18 protein-coding genes are annotated in these 19,365 nt (G+C 31.9%); 7 read left to right on the top strand and 11 right to left on the bottom strand.

The window, feature by feature from the left end; all coding sequences use genetic code 11:
• Positions 1-73 precede the first annotated feature (73 nt).
• The 5 genes from ACWVCY_RS09280 to ACWVCY_RS09300 form a co-directional block, all read right to left on the bottom strand.
• On the bottom strand, positions 74-1,141 hold the full coding sequence (locus ACWVCY_RS09280) for a M42 family metallopeptidase (RefSeq protein WP_455142322.1): 1,068 nt from the start codon (positions 1,139-1,141) through the stop codon (positions 74-76).
• A 58-nt stretch (positions 1,142-1,199) separates the two neighbouring features.
• Positions 1,200-1,676: a hypothetical protein gene (locus ACWVCY_RS09285; RefSeq protein ID WP_455142324.1), complete on the bottom strand. Its 477-nt coding sequence runs from the start codon at positions 1,674-1,676 to the stop codon at positions 1,200-1,202.
• Between the two features lie 111 nt (positions 1,677-1,787).
• Positions 1,788-2,282, bottom strand: a complete 495-nt coding sequence (locus ACWVCY_RS09290; RefSeq protein ID WP_455142326.1) for a GNAT family N-acetyltransferase — start codon at positions 2,280-2,282, stop codon at positions 1,788-1,790.
• Between the two features lie 17 nt (positions 2,283-2,299).
• Complete coding sequence (locus ACWVCY_RS09295; protein ID WP_455142328.1) at positions 2,300-3,073, bottom strand: hypothetical protein; 774 nt, start codon at positions 3,071-3,073, stop codon at positions 2,300-2,302.
• A gap of 20 nt (positions 3,074-3,093) precedes the next feature.
• The gene (locus ACWVCY_RS09300; protein ID WP_455142330.1) at positions 3,094-3,648 is read right to left on the bottom strand and encodes a Rab family GTPase; all 555 of its coding nucleotides are present in this window, start codon (positions 3,646-3,648) and stop codon (positions 3,094-3,096) included.
• Between the two features lie 388 nt (positions 3,649-4,036).
• On the opposite strand from ACWVCY_RS09300, the gene ACWVCY_RS09305 reads away from it, so the two are divergent.
• Positions 4,037-4,270: a hypothetical protein gene (locus ACWVCY_RS09305; RefSeq protein ID WP_455142332.1), complete on the top strand. Its 234-nt coding sequence runs from the start codon at positions 4,037-4,039 to the stop codon at positions 4,268-4,270.
• Positions 4,271-4,276: 6 nt separating this feature from the next.
• Here the strand turns inward: ACWVCY_RS09305 and ACWVCY_RS09310 are convergent, their stop codons facing one another.
• Complete coding sequence (locus ACWVCY_RS09310; RefSeq protein ID WP_455142334.1) at positions 4,277-5,956, bottom strand: MBL fold metallo-hydrolase; 1,680 nt, start codon at positions 5,954-5,956, stop codon at positions 4,277-4,279.
• A gap of 23 nt (positions 5,957-5,979) precedes the next feature.
• Positions 5,980-7,023 (bottom strand): M42 family metallopeptidase, encoded by a 1,044-nt coding sequence (locus tag ACWVCY_RS09315; protein ID WP_455142336.1) that lies wholly within the window; start codon positions 7,021-7,023, stop codon positions 5,980-5,982.
• Positions 7,024-7,113: 90 nt separating this feature from the next.
• Between ACWVCY_RS09315 and ACWVCY_RS09320 the strand changes: the two genes are divergently transcribed.
• The 3 genes from ACWVCY_RS09320 to ACWVCY_RS09330 all read left to right on the top strand — a co-directional run bounded on the left by ACWVCY_RS09320 (position 7,114) and on the right by ACWVCY_RS09330 (position 11,223).
• Entirely contained in the window at positions 7,114-8,697 is a 1,584-nt protein-coding gene (locus ACWVCY_RS09320; RefSeq protein ID WP_455142338.1) for a hypothetical protein, read from the top strand.
• A gap of 132 nt (positions 8,698-8,829) precedes the next feature.
• Positions 8,830-10,497 carry an MFS transporter gene (locus tag ACWVCY_RS09325; protein WP_455142340.1) on the top strand — a complete coding sequence of 556 codons (1,668 nt, stop codon included), beginning with the start codon at positions 8,830-8,832 and terminating at the stop codon, positions 10,495-10,497.
• 99 nt (positions 10,498-10,596) lie between these two features.
• Entirely contained in the window at positions 10,597-11,223 is a 627-nt protein-coding gene (locus tag ACWVCY_RS09330) for an acyltransferase (RefSeq protein WP_455142342.1), read from the top strand.
• Positions 11,224-11,269: 46 nt separating this feature from the next.
• Here the strand turns inward: ACWVCY_RS09330 and ACWVCY_RS09335 are convergent, their stop codons facing one another.
• The 4 genes from ACWVCY_RS09335 to ACWVCY_RS09350 form a co-directional block, all read right to left on the bottom strand.
• The gene (locus ACWVCY_RS09335; RefSeq protein WP_455142344.1) at positions 11,270-12,421 is read right to left on the bottom strand and encodes an aminotransferase class V-fold PLP-dependent enzyme; all 1,152 of its coding nucleotides are present in this window, start codon (positions 12,419-12,421) and stop codon (positions 11,270-11,272) included.
• 165 nt (positions 12,422-12,586) lie between these two features.
• Complete coding sequence (locus ACWVCY_RS09340) at positions 12,587-14,449, bottom strand: tetratricopeptide repeat protein (protein ID WP_455142346.1); 1,863 nt, start codon at positions 14,447-14,449, stop codon at positions 12,587-12,589.
• A 351-nt stretch (positions 14,450-14,800) separates the two neighbouring features.
• Complete coding sequence (locus tag ACWVCY_RS09345) at positions 14,801-15,073, bottom strand: hypothetical protein (protein ID WP_455142348.1); 273 nt, start codon at positions 15,071-15,073, stop codon at positions 14,801-14,803.
• Positions 15,074-15,108: 35 nt separating this feature from the next.
• Complete coding sequence (locus ACWVCY_RS09350; protein ID WP_455142350.1) at positions 15,109-15,543, bottom strand: SRPBCC family protein; 435 nt, start codon at positions 15,541-15,543, stop codon at positions 15,109-15,111.
• A 190-nt stretch (positions 15,544-15,733) separates the two neighbouring features.
• On the opposite strand from ACWVCY_RS09350, the gene ACWVCY_RS09355 reads away from it, so the two are divergent.
• The 3 genes from ACWVCY_RS09355 to ACWVCY_RS09365 all read left to right on the top strand — a co-directional run bounded on the left by ACWVCY_RS09355 (position 15,734) and on the right by ACWVCY_RS09365 (position 19,295).
• Entirely contained in the window at positions 15,734-16,543 is an 810-nt protein-coding gene (locus tag ACWVCY_RS09355; RefSeq protein ID WP_455142352.1) for a BtpA/SgcQ family protein, read from the top strand.
• Positions 16,544-17,051: 508 nt separating this feature from the next.
• The gene (locus ACWVCY_RS09360; protein ID WP_455142354.1) at positions 17,052-17,840 is read left to right on the top strand and encodes a DOMON domain-containing protein; all 789 of its coding nucleotides are present in this window, start codon (positions 17,052-17,054) and stop codon (positions 17,838-17,840) included.
• On the top strand, positions 17,841-19,295 hold the full coding sequence (locus tag ACWVCY_RS09365; RefSeq protein ID WP_455142356.1) for a cytochrome c oxidase subunit 3: 1,455 nt from the start codon (positions 17,841-17,843) through the stop codon (positions 19,293-19,295).
• Positions 19,296-19,365 lie beyond the last annotated feature (70 nt).

Here is a 19,365-nt window from a genome sequence, read left to right on the forward strand (position 1 = left end):
AAGATTTTACTTTTCATAGGCGGAAAAAAAAATCTAAGCTATTATTTTAGAGTTATTGTTTTTGGAATTAAAGCTATTTAATTCCTGCTGGATTTCGAATAAAGACTGAAATCATTCTTATACTATGGTGAATGTCGCTTAAGGCTAATAATGATGTAGGAGAGTGAATATATCTACAGGGAACTGAAACTACTGATGCAGGAACCCCTTCTCCAATTTGATGAATACGTCCTGCATTTGTCCCACCAAATATTGGTTTTTTAATTTGAAAAGGAATCCCTTCCATTCTAGCATTTTCAATAAGACGTCGATTAATCATGGGATGTGCCAGCATAGAACGATCTGCAACAGTAATAGCTGGTCCTTTTCCGATATATGCTGGACATTCAGCGTCTGGAATGCCTGGAACATCTCCTGCTGTTGTATTTTCTAAAGCTATAGCCATTGTAGGATTCAATTGGGCAGTTGCTGTTGCAGCTCCACGCCCACCGACTTCTTCTTGGGTTGAAAAGCTAAATACTAAGGTATTTTCATGAGAAATTTGACTAAATTCACGAATTATATGAATAAGGATATTCACGCCTGTTCTATCGTCAAACGCTTTTCCTCTAATCATACCATTCCCAAGATCAACAAAGGGATCATATAATGTTCCTGTTGATCCGATAGAAATTCCTGCCTCTTGTAATTCAGTTTCATTCATTCCTAAATCAATATACATATCTTTTATTTCTAGAGGTTTTTTCCTTTCAGCTTCTGTTGTCAGGTGAGGTGGTTTAGATCCAATAATACCATCATGACTTCTAGAGTTATCTCCAAGAACTTTTACTGCTTGTCCTAGTAATGTTCGAGTATCCCACCCTCCTATCGGTACAAATCTTAAAAATCCTTTTTTTTCAATATGACTTACCATAAATCCTATTTCATCAATATGGGCATCTAACATTATCTTTTCGGGCGTATCACTAGTTGAATTGCCATTTTTGACTACTAATAACGATCCTAGGCGATCAATCCAGAATTTATCCACATATCCTTCAATATGAGGAATGATATAATCCACTACTGGTTTTTCATATCCACTAACGCCAATAATTTCAGATAATTCTCCCTGAATGGTCTTTATACTCTCTAAATCCATTGGAATTCAACTCAAAAAGGTAATTTAGGCTTAAGAACGACAATTACACTTTGAAGGCTTAATCATTAGATGTCCATTCAGTAAGTGCAAAAGTTGCGTCCCATCCCTTCGATATTTGTTTGACTTTTCCTTTTTGCGCTAATGCAGCTAAGACATTAAGATATTCTTCTATTTCAGTCTTTGAGAAATCTGGCAATTCATCAGCTATCTTTTCTAAGCTTTTAGGTCCAGAATGTAATACATTTAAAATTTTAACAGCATCTTCAATTAGGGCATATCTATAAGGTTTTTCAGGGATTGGTTCTCCTTTAGGATTTAAATTCCATATTTCCCCATCCTTAACAACTTTTCCAAAGGCATGAAGATAATTAAAAAATCCTAATGTATAGTATGTATCACTAATGCATAAATCCGTTCCAGGAGATATTTCATAAGGACTTGCTTCTTCACCTAAATATTCTAATTTATCAATAATTTGTAGAGCATGTTTATACGGAAAGGCATTGAAAGGGGATTTACTTTTATAATCTTCCATTTAGACACCTTCAATAATCTTTAAGGGAGTAATTCAATGATTAATGTTAAGAGAACAGCTTTTTTGTGATTTAAATAACATTTTGGTGAGAAAATCAAAAAAAAATTTTCATCAAATTCCATGATGTAGAATCAATATTTTCTCAAGATTTATTGTTTTCTCATCAAATAAAATAAAATCTTCTTTCTCATAAAACCTTAGTAACTCTGGTGTTTTCTGATAGACTTCAACTGCTAAAATTTTAATTTCTTGGTGCTTGTTCCTAATTTCCTCCTTTATTTGGTTCAAGATATTTTTACCAAATCCTTGATGTTGAAAGGAGGGATCAATTGCAAAATGATAAAGTTTCATGATATTTTTGTTAATTTTTCGCAATGAAAAAGTGCCAATCATGTTTTTATTGTTGTGGATTATACTAAATAGAGAATTATTATGAAAATCATCTAATAATTTTCTTTTTGTCTCAACTAAAGCCCCAGGAAGGCGAGAAAGAGTTTTAACAATTGGTTGATAAGCTTCCTGTAAAATATCTTCAATTAAAGAAATTTCATTCATTTTAGCCTTACGAAAATATATTAAATCCTTTGGAGGGTTTTCCTTCAACAAGGATAATTCCCCTGTTTTTAGTAAGGAATTATCTCCTTAATCTGTCTGACTGTATCTGAAACTTTGACAACAAGATTCTCAAGTCCTGATTTTGGCTCACCATCAACGTAGAGCACTAAACCCTCCGAGATTTTATATGCTACTAGATGAGTCGATTCTGATGACACAACAAGATAATTCAGATTCCGCATGTAGGTACTAACATTTAGAATGCGGATTGCTCCAGCCATTCGTTCTTTATCCATATTATATTCAAGAAGAATATCCCCAGTGAAAGAAACAACCATTGCTCCTCGTGCTCCTATATCAGGGTTGTGAACTAATTTTTTTAAGTAAAATAAAGCAGCGTTTTTCGATGAACTAAGCATCTCTCGGGTTTCGCCCTTAAAAATCTCATCTACCTTTCCAATGAAAGAAACAAAAGCATCAGTATCAATAATATGCATTGTATTAATTTCTTCTCCATAATCCGCTAAAAAAAGACTTGCTATTGTTGTAAGTTTGAACTGTAAATCCAAGGGTGAAACTAAAGGGGAAGCTAATATTGCAAAGACTAATCCCTCTTTTTCAATAAATGAAAAACGAATATCAGTCATATCGACAACTTTTAGATCACTAAGTGATCCTGAGGATCTAGCAAAGGAGAACATTGCAGATAAAAAAGCAACTACTAGATGGGGATCTGGTGTAGTTGTTTTATCTATTTCATATGAACGTGTTAAAATTGTGTTACCACTGTCCTTTTGAAAAATAAAAAATGCTTTAATAGTTTTGAACTCGTCTAAAGACATAAATATTTCTCCTATAGTGACTAAAGAAATTCTTTTGGATTTACGTTGAGAATTTTTGCCGTCATAGTCCCAAAAGCTTCATTCACATTCTTACCTGTTTTTGCAGAGGTTTCAATATATTCAATAACATGCATGGCTCCTTGAATTCTTTTTAATTCAGCCTTTGTAGGTTCACGTTCTTTTTTTAAATCAGCTTTATTCCCAATAAGAACGGAAAGACACCTGGGAGATACTCGAAGGACTTGAGATTGCCATCGTTCTTGAATCTGAAGTAAAGTAGCTTTTCGAGTTAAATCAAACACATATAACGCTCCATGTGCCCCCCTAAGGTACAAATGAGCGTAGCTCACATGAGATGCCTGTCCAGCAATATCCCAAAGTTGTAATGATACTGTACGGAGAACATCTTGTTCATCAATGAATTTTACTGTTTTAGTGAGAAAATCAACTCCGAGACTCATGCTATATTCCTCCTTAAACTTATTTTCGATGTACCGAAGTATAAGGGACGTTTTTCCAACTGCACCATCTCCAAGTAACAAAATTTTCAATATGTGCCTAACTTCTTTACTCAAGATATCCACTTCAAAATTATTTTAGATTTAATTCTAAGATAGATGAAGAAATTTAGCTAAATCTTTATCATATCTTGATTTTAAAGGATTGTCTTTTCCTAATTTCATCCATCAATTCTTTTATTTTCATGATATTTAATTGAGAGTTAATTGTAAACCTAAGCTTTTTCCTTTAAAAGGATTCAAAAGAACTCTAAATCAAGATTTCTGAAAAAATGAATTAGAGATTAAAATACTTATTTTTTTTTAGGGTATTGAGAAGAATTTATTAGCCTGCATCCTTAAGATGAAAAGGAACCAACTTTATTTGATTAAAAACGCAAACTAAGGTAAATTTCTATTTATGTCTAAATATTTGATTTTTTATCCTAGAAGGCGGCTTTAGTAAGTGTCAGAATTTTCAGGAACTGAAAAATGGATAGAATTAGTATTAAAGGAGTTAAAAGAAGCCACAACTGAGGAAATTATAAATCGTGTTGCTATTTTTAATACCGATTGTGCTGATAATATTCCTCATGTATTAACAACCTTGCGGTTGCAAGGGAAGGTAGGATATAGAATTGATAAAGTGAAAGAAGAAGGGAGTAAAAGGATAATTTGGTTTCTATTAAAAATCGATTAAATCTAGCTAAAACCATAACGTTTGACCTTCAACTGGGATTATTATCTTTTCCCTTTTGATTTTTGAAGTTTGATCAAGAACATCCTGCCCTAGATGAGTAAGAACAAGCCTTTTGGTGAGAGGCGCTAAAATTAAGGCTTCCTGTAGATTTAAATGTGACTCTAATTCGATTTCTAGAAAGCTACATTCAACTATTGCAAATTGAGTACCTTGAACAAGACTTTTTAAGTTATTTGTCCATCCTGTGTCACCCGAATATGCAACTGAACTATTTTTAACCTCTATTCGATATCCTAAAGCTTCTGGTGTATGATTCATCTTAAATGCAGAAATTTTAATGCCCTCATATTCAACTGGAAAATCTTCATTTATTATTACATATTCACAAGGGAATCCCTTTTCTAATGATGCAATACTTGGGTAAAGTAGATTAAATAGATTTTCAACTTGCTCTTTGGTTCCTTCTGGACCAATAATAGTTAGTTTCTTTTTTCTTCTTTGTAGCAACATTGCTTCGAGTAAGATAAAAGGTAAACCAGCGAAATGATCTCCATGAAAATGAGAAATTAGAATCAAATCAATATCCCCTGTTCCTTTCTTATGTCGTTTTAAGGTTGAAAGCGTTTGGGGACCACAATCTAATAATATTCCTTTATTATCGATCCAAGAGTAAATTGCAGAACTATTTTTTCCTCCAGATGAAAAAGCATCACCAATACCATAGAATGTTAAGTAATTGGAATAGACTCTTTTGGATCGGATTATTGTGCCACATACTTCCCCATTTAAAGCTTGATTAAACTCTTCAAGCCCTATAACCCATGAGACTGTATTAGTTCTAGCTAGTTCTACAAGATTTCTTAATTTACCAGTCATAGCATCTGTTACATCATAATTAGATAAACTTTCATGAGCATGGAAAAATAATTTTTTGTTATTAGAATTTAGATATTCAATGTTATTTTCGGATACTAAAATTGTTGTTACAAATTCTGCAGAAGGATCAATTGGATCTTTGGAATAAATCCCTGTTTTCTTACCTTCGACATTAGTTAGAAAGATTGCTCGCGAAATACGTGATTTTGCGAACTTTCGTGCTAATGCGCCTGGAATAATGTCCCCTGAAAAAACCTTCCATCCATTGGTTGTATATCCTATATCTCCATAAAAAAAAGGTATAGGAGAAATTTCACTATTTAATATTTCTTCAAGAAGTGAAAGATCTGGTGAATCTCCATATTTTGTTGAAATTCCTTGTGTTGATTCTCCTTGTATAATCAGATGGGAAGGTGCTGAAATTGCATTAATGCCATATTGAATCGCTTTGCCGATGATTAGCTGATTTTGAATTCCTACAGCAAGCTTAACTATTGGATAAGTGTCTTTGAAACTTTTTGAATAATTCTGTAGAAATAAAACTAAAGAATGCCCTATTGATCCTGCTCCATGAATTAAAATGAGCTTTTCATTAGGATAGCGGTCAATGAAATTTTTTAATGATTTAAATATCTTCTCTAAAGTCAAAAAGTTTGTTAAATCAGAAATAGATTTAGTAAGAGCTGTAAGAGAAGATGATTTATGAAGAAATCTATTAATTTCATCTAAATAGCTTTTTATCAACTGTTCATCTTTTTTATAAGTGATCAAACTCCCACCTAATTTAATTAAAGTGAAATTTTTAATCATAGACTCTTGTCTCACCTGAACTGTTATTTTGGATTAATCAAATGGATGATTAATTTTACCATATTAAAAATATCTTCTTTCCGTACTGTTTCAAAGTATGTATGAGTATAGCGACATGGAATTGCTAGCATCACAGTTGAATGTCCCTCCATAAAAAATACTTCTCCGTCAGTACGATAATTCTTAAATACTGCTCGCTGAATTGGAATAGCTTCTGTATCAGCCAATATTTCAATTTCTTTGATTAATGAATCATGATAATGCACTGAAAAATCTTTATAAACTATTATAGGGCCCTTTCCTAGAGCTGTTGGGATAAAATCTTTATCAGTATTTGGAATATCACCTGATAATCCTATATCTAATACTATTACTGTATCAAACTGGTCTGATTTGGCAGCTGCAGTAGCTCCTTTTAAACCCATTTCTTCTTGAACCGTTGAAATAAGAGTAAGATTAGGTTTTTTTTCTAGTTTGACTAATTCCATTAACAGTAAGTTAAGAACAGCTAAACCTATTCGGTTATCCATAGAGGGACCAACAAGATTTTTTTGAATTGTTTTCACCTCAATATCAAAAACTGCGGGAGTTCCAATGTCGATTCCTAGATCTATCGCCTCTTGTTTGGATGAAACACCAATGTCAACAAAGAGATCCTCGAAAAGAATAGGTGTTACTTTACCTTCGATACCAGCTATATGACCACTTCTTAAACCAAAATACCCTTTTACGATAGTATCTTTTCGTGTAAAGAATTTTAGTGGTACTCCAGATAAGAATCTCGCATCAGGGGTTGTTGCAGCTGTATTAAACGATAATTTTATGAAACCATCATCAAGAACTTGTTGGACTATAAAACCTATAGAGTCAGCGTGAACTACGATGGCCCAATGCCGACCTATTCCATCAATTCGTCCAAAAAGGTTCCCAATATTATCAAATTTTGTTAAGACTCCAAACTTTTCCCAATTTTTCTTTACTAACTCCTGTACTTGCTCTTCTCTCCCCACTGGGCCAAATACTTCATTATACATTTTTATTTTTTTGAATAATTCATTTTCAAGCATTTTCAAATTTCTCTCCAGGGAATGTAATAGCTAAAATAATTTAAATTACCAAATTTCTACTTATGCTTTGATTACTATTTGTGATCAGAAATGCGGAAATTTGAACTATTTTTAATCCTATTACCTGTTACATTAGTCTGGTTGGAAACTTCTCTCTTCATATTCATATATGGTTTTGAGCTATTAGATTCCATTCCGTTAACAGAAATGTCAAATCCATTTACGAGTTTTGGGACTTTTTTATTATTTATAATAACTGGTATTTCAACTCTTTCAATAGTAGGAAGTGGTTACTTTATTGATAAACAACCTACCTATACTATAAAGCTTATAGCTGGATCATTATTATTAAATGGCCTTTCTCTCATTTGTACCGCTTTCAGTTTATCGTTCAATCACTTTATAATAATTGGATTACCATTTTTAGGATTTAGTCTAGGAATACTTGCTGTTGCAGCTCATTCAATATTTACAGTTAATATAAAGTCTACTGATAGAGGTTTTATTTATTCTTGTGCTGTATTTACTAGCATGTTTATTGCATTAATTTTTATTATTATTTTTGAAATCTTAAAATCAAATGTTGATGTCCCGCTGTTTATCATAGGATGTTTTTCTTTAATTGCATCAATTATTATTTTTTATTATACTAAGACTAAATTTCTATGGGTTAATGATCAATTTCCTACTTCTACACGGAAAATAATAACAAGAAGATCCGTTAAAGCTTATACAATAGCTCATCTCCTAACTTATATAATGCTTGGGGTAGCCTTCACAACAATTTCTCAAATGGTCATTGAACCAAATCTATTCTGGGTTCTTGTATTTTTAGGGGATCTTTTTTCAGTTATAGTAATGGGAAAACTCTCTGATCGTATTGGGAGAAAAGATTTATTTGTTTTTGGAACTTATATGATTGTTTTTTCAGTTTTAATTGGTGCAGTTACTGATTTTTATGTTGTGTATTATGTATCTGCTATTTTATTAGGGATAAGTTTCTCAATGATGCATCCTTCGATAGATAGTGGAGTTTGGGCAGATCTAGCCCCTTTAGATTCAATTGGTCGTTATTCTGCATTAAATATTACTTCATTATTACAGGGGATTGGATTAGGTTTTATAATTGGATTTTTAATTTCACCATTAGGTAGAATTGATATAGTTACATATCTATTAATTGCACTGGCTGTTTTGAGTTTATCACCTTTATTTTTCATTGCTGATTCCTATAAACCCCTTGAAATTTACCTTTTACTTGTTTCAACTAGTGGTATTTTGATGTTTCATCATGACTTTGAATCTCAAGATGATATATCTCGAAAGGATTTAACATTGGTTAGTGGAGCATTATCAGCTTTAGGTACAATATTTGAAGCAATTGATGAAAATTCAGGGAGTGGTTTAGATTTGGTTCGCCATGGTAATGTTTTTATTATTCAATCTAAAGTAAAAACTGTGGATGGAAAAACAATCTTTGGAACAATCTTTACAAACAAATTAGATTCTGAAATAAAAAAGAATCTTGATAAATTTGTTTTTAGATTTTGTTTACGATTCCAACAGGATATTGTAAAATGGATTGGTTTGTCTTCAATTTTTCATTCTGCAGTTCAAGACGCAGAGGAAATATTTGGTCCATTAATCCCAGCTCGAAGTGGTAAAAGTTGGTAGCAACAAGTTTTTCTATATGGAAAAATGATTCGCTATTATCAAGATTAAATTGTAATATATAGAGATAATTTCTGTTATGAGACTAATCTTAGTCATAAGAATAAAAAATTCCCAGATTAGGATAGTGAAAGAATGAAAGTTAAAACTATACTAACAATAACAATTCCCTCGATCTTCTCTTGGATTTTAGCTTCTCTCCTCCTTTTAATCTATTTATTTGACATCTTAGATTATGTTGAAAACTCTCCAAATAATCCCTTTTCAGGCTTTGGACTTGTTTTATTAAGTTTCTTTTTAATTTTGGTTATAATAGCACTATATTTTACTGGTGCTTATTTAGACAAATATCCTGAACGATTACGTCTTACTACGATAATCGGTATGTTAGGAAGTTCTATTTCAATAATTTTTTTTACATTTACGATCGATCAAAGCTTCATCTTACTTCTTTCTTTAACCTGTCTAGTTATTTCCTTTGCAATATTATTATCAAGTAGCGGTACTTTGTTTGGTGGTCTTACTGATATGTGGAGTAGGGGAAAGACTTATTCAGTTGTTATTTTTTCTTTTATAATACTCACGCTTATTAGTATTATAGTAGGAGGGCTAATTTCTCATCGATTTACTGATACAGAGCTATTTAGCCACAGCTGGGCTGTAATTTTGCCAATAATAGGAGTTCTTGGATTCCTATTGACCCTAATTTTTTTCTTAATATCCAGAGATTTAGGAACTCCTTGGAAAAATGATAAATGGCCAACTAAATTTGGAAAAATAGTTGGAAGACGTTCTGTAAAGGCTTATTTAATCACTCATTTCCTACTTTATGCAATGGTTGGACTTGTAATTACGAGTTTCTCTAAAATTGGGATGGAATTTAATGTTGATTTAGGCGTAACTATTCCCAGTGTTGGTCAATTTGAATTACCTACTGATAAAACTTATTGGTTTATTGTCTTACTAGGTGATTTAATAGCAATACTGCCTGCAGGATATTTTGCTGATCGAATAGGGCGAAAAAGCCTTATTGTTGTTACAATATATGGCATCGTTTTCTCGACATTGATTTTTGGTCTGCAAAGAGAAAGTTTTGAAAGTTATCTGCTTTCTGCGATGATTCTTGGGATTTCATTTGCTTTTATTCATTCTACTCTTGATTCCTCAATTTGGGCTGATCTATCACCTCGTGATGGACTAGGAAGATATTTTTCTCTAGGTTTAATCTCTCTAACATTAGGATTAGGGGTTGGATCGGGATTAGGAAAATGGATTATTGTTCCAATTGGTGGAAATATTGAATTTCTTACTTATTTACTGATAATACTGGCAATTCTTTCTGCGTTTCCTTTATTTTGGGTTTCTGATAGCTATAAACCATTAGACTTCACACTCTTACTAGTAATGGAAGAAGGAGGATTACCAATCTTCGATTACTTATTCCAAAAAAAGATTGAGATCTCAGTTGAATTAACACTTCTAGCAGGAGCATTAACTGCTGTCGCCTCCTTTATGAGCGAAACAATGAAAGAGAAAGGCGATTTAAATCTTGTTCAGCATGGACATCATTTTATTTTGACTGAAAAAAAGAAAGGTGCTTCTGCTGCTATATTTAGTAATAAACAAGATCCTGAGCTTCAGTTTGCTTTGAAAGAATTCCTTGAAAAATTTGTTGCTAGATATTCTGAAACATTAAAAACATGGAATGGCTCCCGATCTTTATTTGATGGAGCAGTTGATATTGCAGAAGAAGTTTTTGGTCATCTTGCTCCCTCAATAAACTTCGAACAGAATGTTACATAAATTGAAAATAATCGTTTTAAGGTGATTACACTGGTTGCATGGGTTCTTTTTCAAATCATACTACTTGCTTTGACACTTTTTATCGGAGTAAATTCATTTTTGATATTCTTTGAGCTTTTTCAAGGATTTCCTCTACAACTCTTTTTCTCACTTTTAATGGCTTTATTATTCACACTTTTTTCATCATTATTCGTTTTTGCAATGATCCATAAAATCGCTAGATCATTCATGCGTAATGAGGAAGGAATCCTTTCTGGAAGAGATATGGCATTATGGGGGATTGCCATGACTTGTCAAGACACTGCATACTATATGGTTAACAAATTTTTCATTAACCAAATATTTCCTGCCATATTTTATAAATTATTTGGTGGAAATCTCGGTAAAGGTGTAGCAATTTACACAAGACTTTGGGATGTGGAATTAATTGAAGTAGGAGATTATACTTCGATTGGAACTGGATGTATCATTGGAGGGCATGCTATTTCTCAAGGAGAATTATTCAGAAAGCGAATAAAAATTGGGAAAAACTGTACAATTGGTGCAGGTACCATTATTCTTCCTGGTGTAACTATCGGAGATCAGGTTATCGTAGCTTCAAATTCTGTGATTCCTGCCAATCGTACCCTTGACTCCAACTCGGTTTATGCGGGTAGTCCTGTCAAAAAAATTCGTGAGTGGCACGGTGAGAGTCCATGGAGTAGCTTGTCAAAAAATGGCGAATAAGAATAACTTCTATTCTTTAGAAAATAAAGAGTTAATGAAATCAAGTTTATTTCTGTGAAAGTTTTTTTATTTGTTCTAAACTTTCAATAATCTCATCTTCTGTATTATAAAAATGAGGAGAAAGCCTTAATCCACCTTCTCGATAGGAAATTGCGACTTTTTTAGGTAAATATCGTAATTCAGATACAATTTCTTTTGCTCGTGGGCATTTAAAGTTGATAATCCCACTTCGCATACTTTTCTGCTTGATAGGAGACTGTAATATAAATTCAGGTGTGTTGAGTACAATATCAATAATCAATGAAGTAAGCTTTTCAATCTGATGATATATATTATTTATTCCGATATCTGCTAGAAATTTCACTGCCTCACTTAAAAGTGTTGAATTTGGTCCTAATGAAGCTTGAAATCGTTTTGCTCCCGTTCCAGGAACATAATCATGATGAGAAAGGTTCATTGGGTTCATATCAGACATTGATCCTACAAAGGAAGGATTTAAATGATTGGCAAGGTCTTTCTTCACATAAATAAAACCTGTACCCATAGGTCCAAGAAGCCATTTATAACCACCTGCTACGAGGAAATCTATATTCATTTTTTGAACATCTATTGGAATAGCTCCGCATGATTGAATAGCATCAACTATAAGATAAGCTCCGACTTCATGGACGATTTTAGCTAATTCCTCAAGGTTAATACGAAAACCGTTTCCAAATTGTACATGAGATATCGCAACCAGTCGGGTATCTTGATCAAGATTAAAATCATCTAATTCTAGAATCCCATTCTTATTCCGTATTATAGATGTACCAAGGTCAAATTTTTGTGCTAATACCTGATATGTGTAAGAATTCGAGGTATATTCGAGATCATTCAATATGATTTTATCTTGACCTTTTCTCCAATCAATACCTTCTGCAATAGCAGCAAGACCATAGCTAGTATTGTAAGTAAAGGCAATTTCTTCCTCAGGAAACTGTGCGTTAATGAAAGTACCTACAGTTCTCCGATCCTTATTTATCTCTTCATACATCTGATTTAATGGTCTGAAATATAACTCTCCATAAGTTTTATGATGAACCATCCATTTTTGGGTTAAATCTTGGACTGGTAATGGACTGGGGCCAATTGCAGCGTGATTGAGATAGATAGCTTTTTCAACCACTGGAAAATTTTCTCTTAGTTGAGTAATATTCATTTACTATTCCTTCAACTCTTTCAATTTATAGATAATGGAAATTTAGATAGCAATTGTATAAATTTAATAATATTTTATCTGTATCATTCTATTATTTTCGACTAAAGATAATCCTTTTTACTTGAATACCTAGGCTAAATAATTTTATTGTTGAATTACTGGTCATTATTTCTCATCATATGCACTAAGAAGCATCAAAATTTCTTTAATATAATCAATCATTTCACGTATCGAGGTTGTTTTAAATTCGACGAATTCTTGACTTGAATGAACAAAAGCATCTAAATCTTGTTGCTTTTGGAGAATTTGAAGGATTTTAAATTGTTTATATACTTTTTCTTCTAATTGTGTAAGATTATTAAGATGTATAAAGTTCAAAAGTCTTTCAAATGAGTCCCTAGCTTCAGAAAATTGTAAATTATGTAAAGTAATGATACCAAGTAGAAGTTCTACCTCTCCTGTTATAATTTTAGAAGCTTTTACAGCATTTTTTAAGTCCTTAAGATACAATTCAGTTTTATTCAGATATTCCTCTTCTCCGATACTAATGTAGAGCTCAAGAGAAGCTTGACTCATTCCTAAAAGTGTTCTTGTCTCAACTTCAAAAGATTCTGAATATTCCAATGCTTTTCTAAAAGTTTTAAGTCCTTTCTGAAATTCTTTTTGATGAAGAAGAATATAAGCTTTAGAGTTATAATATCTACCATAATCCAAAGGTCGTTGAGATTTTTCAACTAATTTTTCTGCCTTTTTTAATAGAGATTCAATCTCTTCTTGGTTTTTTATGAAATCAAGCTGAGCTAACATTTCTGCATAGGCAAGAAGGATGATTGAGGGTGGTGATTTTGAAATTTTCAAAAAAGTATTGATTGCATTTTCATAATAGTGTTTCGCTTTTATTAAACTTCCTTGATTGGAATTTAACCAACCCAATGCCCCATAAACATAACCCAAACTATAAAAATCTTTTGAATTCTCACTAAGTGACAAACTCGCCCCGTAATGATTGTGTGCAGACGTTACATCTCCCAAAAATGTGTGAATCATACCAAGAGTGTTATGAGAATACGATTTATACCAAGTATCATTTATAGATTTGGTGTTGATATCAATAGATTCTTCTAAATAGTTAATTGCTTGGTTATAATCTCCTATAAACCGTAATAAAGAACCTAACTTATTTAAAAGTGATATTCGCTGCCAACAAGGATTTGGGTAGTCTATTAAACATTTTTCTAATAATTCTTTTGCTCTTTGGTAATCGCTAAAGGTGTTTTCTAATTGGTAACTAAGATTCCAATATAGTTGGAATTTTAATTCTTTGGAGAAAGGCGTTATTTTTTCGACACATATTTGTAATTGATCACAAAATTGTGACAATTCTTTTAATTTAGATGACGCTATGGCTTTGAAATAGGATAATAATATCTCAGCATAATTATTCTGGGATTCTCCAATAAAATTTTCAACATTCGATATAATAATTCGATAATTTGGGCTTTCTTGTAAAATTACTAAAAGATCATTTAAATAATTTAAAGTCGAAGAAGGCCTGGTTTCATTAAAAATATTAAGGTTCAGTGATAATCCTTGGAAAAGAAAATTTGAGAATTTTTCTTGGTTATTAAGCTGTTTAAGGGATTTTAACAGAAAAAAATTGTAATAATTATATCTTCCTATATTTTCAGTACAAAGAGGGAGTACAGGTTCTAACCAATTAACAGTTTCTTCGTACTCTTCTAGATTATATGAAATAACTCCTAAACGTCCATATAATCGTCGACGTTGAGAAAAATTCAATGATGTATTAAATCTATTTCGAACTATTGCCATTAATTTTTCTTTAGAGATCCTATATTCATTTTTTGTCCTAAAAATTTCCGCTTCAATAAGTGAACGCCAATAAAAAGCTTCAAAGTTTGTATCAGAGAGATTAGTTTCCAAATTACTATAATAGAGGCTTTCCGCTTCATTTAGATTTTTTTGTAGAAGAAATTTACGTACATTGTTGTATAATTCCTCATTCATTTCTGAACTTCATCCCTATTAAAAATTTGAACCTATTAAGGAACACTAAATTTATAGAAAAACGAGATATTTAAAATTGAGGTTAAATGTTAAAATTAAAAAGGAGAGTATATTCAAAATAATATGATATTTCACGCTAGGGGAGAAAAAAATCGGAATCTGTACAATGTGAGCCGTATTAATCCCTTTCCCTACTAAAGGTTTAGTCAGTTGCCAGTTCTCATCATTTCCTAAGCAAAAACTTGGATCATCAGTCGGTAAAACCTTCGTCATTACATAACAATATTTTGTCATGCACGAAAACTTCATAGGATTTAGTTTAAGAATTTTTCTTTAGAGATCATAAATCTACTATATCTTAAGATATAGACCTCCATCAATTAAATTCATTCCCTTCGGAAAAATTCCAATTCTTGCTCCCTTCGGAATGATATCAGTCTGTTTTGCTAATCTACCGTTGATGAAGCAATCCCCACATACTTCCATGCTAATATTTAATCGATCTAATAGTTGACTAAAAACCTCATTTGGTAAGAAATCTCGTGAAACTATTGTATCTTCTGCTAAAGAAGCTTTTGGAACAAATAAGGTTTTGAATGATCCATAAATATGAATTTCGAGCATCTAAATTCCAATTTTAGCTAGATTGTTTATTTCTTTTAATATCTAATATTATATTCAACAAAAAATTTGAGAAGTGTTAATGCTTCTCCCCAACCTACAGCACATTCAAGACATCTTCGACGACCTTCCTTTGTATCTTGGTAACCTGTTTCTTTTAACATGACAATAGTGCCACCTTCGACCTCTTCAAAAAATATTTCAACAGTAGTATAATGATCTTCCCACCATTTAAAAGAAAATTTCTCAGGAATAATTACATCAATAATAGGACAAACTGCCTCTGTGGTAATTTTATCTACGCCCCAATTTACCCATTTTAAATGCATTATTCCTCCAGGCTTGAGATCGACTGATGTACCTCTAGTAAACCACCCATCTAGACCTTCTGAGGTAGTTATTGCATTAAATACTTTTTCTCTTTTCGCTTTTATAAAAGTTTTATGAATTATTGGTGTGTCAAACTCAGACAAGAATATCCCTCTTTATAAAACGATTTTATTAAAGTTTAATTATATTTCTTTGTTATAATATTTCGTAATAATTGTTTGGTGATTTGAAAATAGATTAAAAGTATTTTAAACTTTACATCAAAAGCTATCTTATATATATAAGATTCTCAAATAATTTAATAAATGAAGTAGAATAATAAGAGGTTGTATCATGGCTCAGCTGATTAATTCCTTTGACCTAACAACCAAACCTTTAATTGGAATGATTCATTTACCTCCTTTTCCAAGGCCTAGTGAAAAATCTTTAGATTCAGTAATCGAACACTGTTTATGTGATGTACAAGTTCTTCAAGAAACAGGATTTGATGCCATTTTAATCGAGAATTTTCATGATAATCCCTTTCCAAAATACCGTCTAGATGATTATAAATATCTCGTGATGAGTACTATCGTGGGAGAGATAGTTAAAGAAATAAAAATTCCTTTTGGAATCAATATCTTACGTAATGCCTGTAAACAGGCTTTAATCATGGCTGCAGTACATGGAGCTGCCTTTATTCGCTGTAATGTATGGGAAGGGACATATATAACAGACCAAGGTAAAATAGAAAGCGTTGCATATGATGTTATTCGAAAGAAGAACATATTTGGATTAAACATTATGATATTAGCTGATGTTCATGTTAAACATGCTTCTCCATTAGGGAATTTTTCTCTTGAAGAGGCCTCTAAGAATGCTTTAATCCGAGGAAAAGCTGATGCTATAATTGTTTCAGGAAGAGAAACAGGATCAATGATTCATCTTGTTGACCTACAAAAATTGTATCAATTAACAGGAATTAAACCTATTTTGGGAAGTGGATTGACAAGCAAAAACGTTCAACAAGTCTTTCCATATATTTCTGGGGCTATTGTGGGAACATTTTTAAAAAATGGAGATCTTAGTGCTTTAATAGATCAAAATAAAGCTGAAAAACTGTCACAAATTTGGAAATCTGAAAAAGACAAGAAAGAATATTAAATTTACAATAGTGATATATGAACTTTCTTTTCTCAATCCCCTATTAATATTAATAATTATTAATTCGTTATCAATGAAGACGCTGCTTTTAATTAACGACTATTCCAAGGAGATAAATAGTGAATAGTTAGTCAGGGATCAAAATCATAGTAAAGGATGTTTAAGCAATCTTTATAATCCTAAATTCACTATAGTTAATTTGAACTAATTTTCTTCCTCATTCAACATCAATCCGCTCGATATCGGAAAGAGATCATATTTGATCTCTTCCTACTATTTATTAAATTATATTTTTATCTTTTTGAATTTAATGTGAGATAGTCAAGTTAATTAGGAAAAACCTCTCAATTTCCTTTTTCGTAAGAGTGTAATTTTATTAAAGAAACTTTTATGAATCTAATATTATCCTGCTTCGATTCTATACCTCTATGAATAATAATTTTAAAAAAGACTCTACTATAGTTTAACTAGCTCTTTAATTTGATGTTTATCACTCGGTGGTCTGATTATGACTTCTTCAAAATTGTTACAGGCATTAAGAAAAAAGAAATCTAATCGTTTTCAAAATTATATAATAAATTTAGTTATCTTATCCTCATTGGTAAATTTATTGGTTTTTTCATCATCACAGGTTCATAAAAATTCAGCTCGTGTAACAATTAATGCAATAGATGGTATCATTTCAGATGGAGAGTATATGCATAATATCAGTTTTGTTGATGGAAACTTTCAAATTTTTTGGAGTGGAAATGGGAATGAAATCATTATTGGAATGAGAGCAAAATCAACTGGATGGCTAGCTATTGGAATTGATCCTGTTTTATTAATGCAAGATGCAGATATGGTTTTTGGATGGGTTACAGACTCTGGTGAAGTAGAAATCATTGATGCTTTCAGTACAGGACCAACAGGACCTCATCCACCTGATTCTGAGCTTGGAGGTACTTCTGATATAATTCAGTTTAATGGAACTGAAGTAGACGGTACAACGACCATTGAGTTTAAACGTTTACTTAATACAGAAGATTCCTACGATAAGCCGATCCCTCTTACAGGGGATATTAAAATCATTTGGGCCTACTCTGATTCTGATTCTTTTGAAGTTCAACATGTTAAAACTACTCGTGGGTCGGGTAGACTTAATTTACAGGGTGCCAGTCCGTATTTTGTTGACTTTGGACCACCATTCTTACTAGGGACCGTATTTTTCTTAACTCTTTTTATTTTATTAATTTATGTAGATAATAAAGGGCGTAAATTACTCAATAACAAACATAATAATAAGGAGGAATCTTGAATGGCTGAGTTACACCCAATTTTATTACATTTTCATATCGCACTACTTGCAGCTAGTTTAATAACAAGTATAATCGTTTTTATCATATCAATTTTAAATGCTCTCAATCTATTTCAGAAAAAACCATTTTCATTACTATTTGACAGAAGGGTTAAAATTTCTGAGGCTAAATTTATTCAGATTCTTGATAAATTTGAATTTGTCGCGTTTATATGTTTGATTTATGGTTTATTCATGTTATTTATTGCAGCAATTGCTGGATTCCTAGATGCTTCTGGAAACATTGGAATATCAAATATAAATCTTGATAACCTGTTTTTGGGTATCGAATTAGCAGGAAAGAGCGAAATAATTTCATATAAAGTAATTTGGTCAATTTTTGGTACTTATTTTTTTATCTTTGCGGGTTTAATACGCATTTACTTTGTTAATTATCGTCATGAACGTCTTTATAACAAACAAAATTTTTTAATTCAAATTCTCTATCTTGGTAGTCAAATCTTTGGCTATTTAATCTTGACAATGGTTGCTGGAGCGGGAGCAATAATTGTTTATGGAGGCACTCTTATTTATGACATTCCTATACTATCTGACTTCCTACCTGGGGGTGGTGGTGATTTATTACCAATTGTGCTCCTAGCTGCATTTCTTGGATTAATACTTATTATACTAATTGGATTCAGCAAAAAACCAAAAGATATTGAAGAAGATCCTTCTAACAGTTCTACTGAATATGTTCATGAGGTGGTTCTATGGCCAGCTGCCTTGGCAATAGGAACTTTATTCGTTGCTTATGCGATTCTTTTATTTACTCAAGGTCAGGAAATTTCTGCAATTGCTTTGTTGTGGATTTTTTTCGTTTTACTTATTGGTTTTATTTTTAATGAGGCTTATACTCAGAATTTGTTTAAGCACACTCAGGAAGGATGGGTTTGGATATTTTTGGGTTCTGAAGTAATTCTATTTTCTATGATAATTGGCACATCATTTGGATTAAGAATCGCATCAGGAGCTAATTGGCCAAATCCAGGAGACATTCTTAATATACCTCTTACAGCCATTAATACTTTTATCTTAATTGTAAGTAGCTTTACAATGGTTAAGGCGGTTGAAGCAATTCAATATGGAAATAGAAAGCATTTATGGCAGTTTTTAGCAGCCACCTGTACATTAGGCACAATTTTTTTAGGAATTCAATTATTTGAATATTCTAATTTATTTCAGGAACAATTTACACCAGCAACAAATCTATTTGGTTCTACATTTTACATTCAAACAGGATTACATGGGCTTCATGTATTTTTTGGGGTATTGCTGGTATTTTTTACAACACTAAAAGCCTATCGTGGGGGTTTCACAAAAGAAAATTATGGAGCAGTCGAATTAGTAGGACTCTATTGGCATTTTGTAGACCTAGTTTGGATTATTCTTTTCACATTAGTATATCTGATTTAAAAAAATCACTAAAGAAAAATCTTTCAGATAATATCACGAAAAAAATCTTAAATAGATGAAATAAGTGAAA

Source organism: Candidatus Hodarchaeum mangrovi (genome assembly GCF_975850365.1).